Source organism: Kitasatospora sp. MY 5-36, assembly GCF_001182915.1.
GTDB lineage: Bacteria > Actinomycetota > Actinomycetes > Streptomycetales > Streptomycetaceae > Kitasatospora.
The window spans coordinates 1-4,612 of record NZ_LFVW01000781.1 but is presented as its reverse complement, the minus strand read 5'-3'; the positions used below and the strand labels follow the sequence as shown (position 1 = coordinate 4,612).

3 protein-coding genes are annotated in these 4,612 nt (G+C 72.2%); all 3 read left to right on the top strand.

What is annotated here, in order from left to right:
- The first annotated feature begins 782 nt into the window (after positions 1-782).
- The 3 genes from AE652_RS35865 to AE652_RS35855 all read left to right on the top strand — a co-directional run bounded on the left by AE652_RS35865 (position 783) and on the right by AE652_RS35855 (position 4,296).
- On the top strand, positions 783-2,237 hold the full coding sequence (locus AE652_RS35865; protein WP_181970686.1) for a hypothetical protein: 1,455 nt from the start codon (positions 783-785) through the stop codon (positions 2,235-2,237).
- Positions 2,238-2,521: 284 nt separating this feature from the next.
- Positions 2,522-3,961, top strand: coding sequence for an ammonium transporter (locus AE652_RS35860; protein WP_082346194.1), 1,440 nt, complete (start codon positions 2,522-2,524; stop codon positions 3,959-3,961).
- Positions 3,958-4,296: a P-II family nitrogen regulator gene (locus AE652_RS35855; protein WP_049659191.1), complete on the top strand. Its 339-nt coding sequence runs from the start codon at positions 3,958-3,960 to the stop codon at positions 4,294-4,296. The genes AE652_RS35860 and AE652_RS35855 overlap by 4 nt, the downstream gene beginning before the upstream one ends.
- Positions 4,297-4,612: the final 316 nt, after the last annotated feature.

Genomic DNA, 4,612 nt, shown 5'->3' with positions numbered 1-4,612 from the left:
GCCGGTCTCCGGATCGCCGGTGACGACCGCCCAGCCCCAGCGGCCGGTGTACTCCGCGGCGGCCTGGGACGCGGTGACCTTGGTGCGGCGGCGCGCGCCCAGCGGTGCCAGCCGCAGGTGCCCCAGTCGAAGTTCGCCGAACAGGTTGTCCATGCCTCCCCCAACAGGTTCTTGTTGCCGATGGTTACGGGACGGTGACTGTGTGTCGATTGTCAGCCGTGTGGTGCGTAGTGCGGTGGCGGCGCGCAGCGCGTGGTGTGCGCCTGTTCCGGCGGTGCGCCTCGGGCGCCGCCTTGTGGGGGCGGCGCCGATGCCGGATCGTCGTGTTCGTGGGGCTGTCGCCGTCCCGAGTGGACGGTGAACTCGCCTGTGGCTGCGGTGGGTTGCGGGTTCCGCCGGGTCTTCCGGGATGGGCCGGGGGACTTGGCGGCCCGCATATGCCGGGCCGTCGGGACTCCCTAAGTGAAGCGTGTGCCCCCGGGCTTCGGTTCACTCCTGGGGGTGGCGAAAGGTGGCGTTTCGCCAGGGGCGCTCCCACGGGCCCCTCGCGGGGCATTACGTTCAGCGTGCGGATGTCGTCGAGGAGTCTGTCCCGGGCCGTCGGGCAACGGGAGTTGGGAATCTGACGGATCGTCCGCAACGATGGCACACCAGTGCGAGGGCGCTGCGGTACGGCGGCGCCGCGGCACCTCAGGCACGGCACGTCTGGCAAGAGCCCGCAACCGTCGGGCGGTCACGATCGGGGGCCCCGGTAGGGGCCGGGCGGGATGGGGACGTTACCCATGGCAGAGAAGCAACCGAATGAGAAGCTGACCACGTGGTTCGCCCGCAGTGGCTGGTCCAAGGGCGAGTTGGCCCGCCAGGTCAACCGCAAGGCCCGGCAGATCGGCGCCCACCACGTGTCCACCGACACCTCCCGGGTGCGCCGCTGGCTCGACGGCGAGCAGCCCCGCGAGCCGATCCCCAAGATCATGTCGGAACTCTTCTCCGAGCGGTTCGGCTCGGTGGTCTCCATCGAGGACCTCGGCCTGCGCGCCGCGATCCCGGTCTCCACCGTGGGCGGCGGCGTCGACCTGCCGTGGAGCGGCCAGCAGACCGTCCAGCTGATCAGCGACTACTCCCGCAGCGACCTCATGCTCAACCGCCGGGGCTTCCTCGGCACCTCACTGGCGCTGACCGCGGGCGCCGCGCTGATCGAGCCGATGCAGCGCTGGCTCGCCCCCGGCCCGAGCGGCGTCCCCACCCCGATCCTCACCGCGGCCAACGGCGGCGAGGCCTTCACCGGCCGGCTCTCCGAGCCCGAGCTCGAACTGCTGGAGCAGACCACGGTCATGTTCCGGCAGTGGGACGCCCAGAACGGCGGCGGGCTGCGCCGCAAGGCCGTCGTCGGCCAGCTGCACGAGGTCACCGACCTGCTCCAGGAGACGTACAGCGAGGACACCACCAAGCGGCTGTTCCGGCTCACCGCCGAACTCGCCCACCTGGCCGGGTGGATGTCGTACGACGTCGGGATGCACCCGAGCGCGCAGAAGTACTACGTGCTCGCCCTGCACGCGGCCAAGGAGGCCGGCGACCGCCCGTTCGGCGCGCTGATCCTCACCGACATGAGCCGCCAGATGATCCACCTCAACCGGGGCGAGGACGCCCTGGAGCTCATCCACCTGGCCCAGTACGGCAGCCGCGACGCCGCCACCCCGCGCCAGCAGTCCCTGCTGTACGCGATGGAGGCGCGCGCCTACGCCACCATCGGCGAGGTCAACCGCTGCGCCCGGGCGATCCGGCTGGCCGAGGACACCTTCACCGACATCCGGGACGGGGACCAGGACCCGGACTGGCTGAAGTTCTTCTCGCCCGCCGAGCTGAACGCCGAGAACGCCCACTCCTTCCGCGACCTCGCGTACCACTCGGACAACGCCGAGCTGTACGCCTCGCTGTCCGCGCCGGTGATGGAGACCGCGGTCGACCTGTTCCGCCAGGACGCCGACCACGTGCGCTCGTACGCCTTCAACCTGATCGGCATGGCCAGCGTCCACCTGCTGCAGAAGGAGGCCGAGCAGGCGGTGGTGATGGCCGAGCAGGCGGTGGACATCGCCACCAAGGTGCGCTCGGAGCGGCTGAACTCCCGGGTCCGCAAGACCACGGAGGCCGCGTCGGCCCGGTTCAAGGGCGTGGACGCGGTGAGCCGGCTCAAGGAGCGGGTGGTCCAGGACATCCCGGAGTTCGTCTCGGTGGTCTGACCGGAGGCCCGCCAGGGCCGTCCGAAGGAAAAGCTCCACCGACCGTGGCGGCCGCCGCCGTCACGGTCGGTGGCATGTCCGGCGTCCGGTGGTCCGGACCGGGCCGCGGCGGCCGCGGTTCACGCAGCCGTAACCCGCGCGTCGCACGCGTCACCGCGGTGAAACAACCGGCCGCACCGGCCGAAACCAGCCTTCGGCACGCTCCTCCTCAACGCCGACACCCCGGGTGGCACCACGGGACGGGTCCCCGGGTGCGGATCGGCCTGGACGCAGAGGAGACGCCGATGCCGGACGGCTTCAGCGCGGGCGACACCGCCTTCGTACTCATCAGTGCGGCCCTGGTCATGCTGATGACCCCAGGGCTGGCCTTCTTCTACGGGGGCATGGTCAGGGCCAAGAGCACGCTGAACATGCTGGCGATGAGCTTCCTCTCGCTCGGCATCGTCAGCGTGCTGTGGGTCCTCTACGGCTACTCGCTCAGCTTCGGGTCCGACTCCTTCGCCGGCCTGATCGGCAACCTGGACCACCTCGGGATGCGCGGCCTCGGCCTCGACGAGCTGACCGGCTCCATCCCGGTCACCGCCTTCGCGCTGTTCCAGCTGATGTTCGCGGTCATCACCCCGGCGCTGATCAGCGGTGCCGTCGCGGACCGGGCGAGATTCGCCGCCTGGGGCCTGTTCATCGCGCTCTGGGTGACGGTCGTCTACTTCCCGGTCGCGCACTGGGTGTTCTTCTTCGACGGCGGCCACGGCGGCTGGCTGGGCGACCGCAACGGCGTGATCGACTTCGCCGGCGGGACGGCCGTGCACATCAACGCGGGCGTCGCCGGCCTCGCGCTCTGCCTGGTGCTGGGCAAGCGGATCGGCTTCAAGAAGGACCCGATGCGCCCGCACAGCCTGCCGCTGGTGATGCTCGGCTCCGGGCTGCTCTGGTTCGGCTGGTTCGGCTTCAACGCGGGCTCGGCGCTGGCCGCCAACGGCGTCGCCGCGATGGCCATGGTGAACACCCAGGTCGCCACCGGTGCGGCGCTGGTCGGCTGGCTGGTCTACGAGCGGTTCAGGCACGGCGCCTTCACCACGCTGGGCGCCGCCTCCGGCGCGGTGGCCGGACTGGTCGCGATCACCCCGGCCTGCGGCTCGGTCAGCCCGCTCGGCGCGGTGGCGATCGGACTGGTCGCGGGCGCGGTCTGCTGCGCCGCCGTCTCGCTCAAGTACCGCTGGGGCTTCGACGACTCGCTCGACGTGGTGGGCGTGCACGCGGTCGGCGGGGCGGTCGGCTCGCTGCTGGTCGGCCTGTTCGCCACCGGCGGGGTCGGCCAGGGCGTCAAGGGCCTGTTCTACGGGGGTGGGATCGGCCAGCTGGGCAAGCAGGCGATGGGCGTGGCGGTGGTCGCGGCGTACTCCTTCGTGCTGTCCTGGCTGCTGGCCAAGGCGGTCGACCGGCTGGTCGGCTTCCGGGTCTCCGGCGAGGTCGAGACGGCCGGCATCGACCAGGCCGAACACGCCGAGTCCGCCTACGATTTCACCGCCGTGGGGGCGGGGCTGGCCCGGGCCCTGCCGGGCCTGGCCGCCGCTGCCGCGACGTCCGCCGCCGAGCGGTCCGCCGGACGGTCCACCGAACGGACCGGCGAACGGACCGGCGAACGGACCGGCGTCGCGGAACCCGGTGCCGCCCAGCCCGCCGTGCAGCCCGCCGAGAAGAGGACCGAGGTCGACGCCCGATGAAGCTCATCACCGCCGTGATCAAGCCGTACCGACTGGACGAGGTGAAGTCCGCCCTCCAGGCCTTCGGGGTGCACGGCCTCACCGTCACCGAGGCCAGCGGCTACGGCCGCCAGCGCGGCCACACCGAGGTGTACCGGGGGGCCGAGTACACCGTGGACCTGGTACCGAAGGTCAGGATCGAGGTCCTGGTCGAGGACGAGGACGCCGAGGACCTGATCGACGTCCTGGTGAAGGCCGCCCGGACCGGGAAGATCGGCGACGGCAAGGTGTGGAGCGTGCCGGTCGACACCGCCGTACGGGTCCGCACCGGCGAGCGCGGCCCGGACGCCCTGTAGCCCGGCGGCCGGTCGCCCCGCGCCGGACGGCGGGCCCGTTCACCCGGGAGGGTGCGGGTCCGCCCGGCGGCGTACCGGCGCTTCCGTACCGGCCTCTCCGGAGCGGCCTCCCCGGACCGGCCGAACGGCCGAACGGTCGACCCGAGGGCAGGACGGTTCACCAGCAGGACGGTTCACCCAGCACGACGGACGGGACCCACGCGCATGACCACCGAGACCAGCCCCTCCGACCCCGTCGACCCCTCCGACCCCGTCGGCTGTGCCGCCGCCGCCCGGGCCGCGCTGCTCGCCGCCCCCGGCCCGGGCGGCCGCCCCC

Excerpts from the sequence above, each read along its gene's own strand:
- AE652_RS35865 (WP_181970686.1), top strand. The coding sequence starts at position 783 with ATGGCAGAGAAGCAACCGAATGAGAAGCTGACCACGTGGTTCGCCCGC.
- AE652_RS35860 (WP_082346194.1), top strand. The coding sequence starts at position 2,522 with ATGCCGGACGGCTTCAGCGCGGGCGACACCGCCTTCGTACTCATCAGT.
- AE652_RS35855 (WP_049659191.1), top strand. The coding sequence starts at position 3,958 with ATGAAGCTCATCACCGCCGTGATCAAGCCGTACCGACTGGACGAGGTG.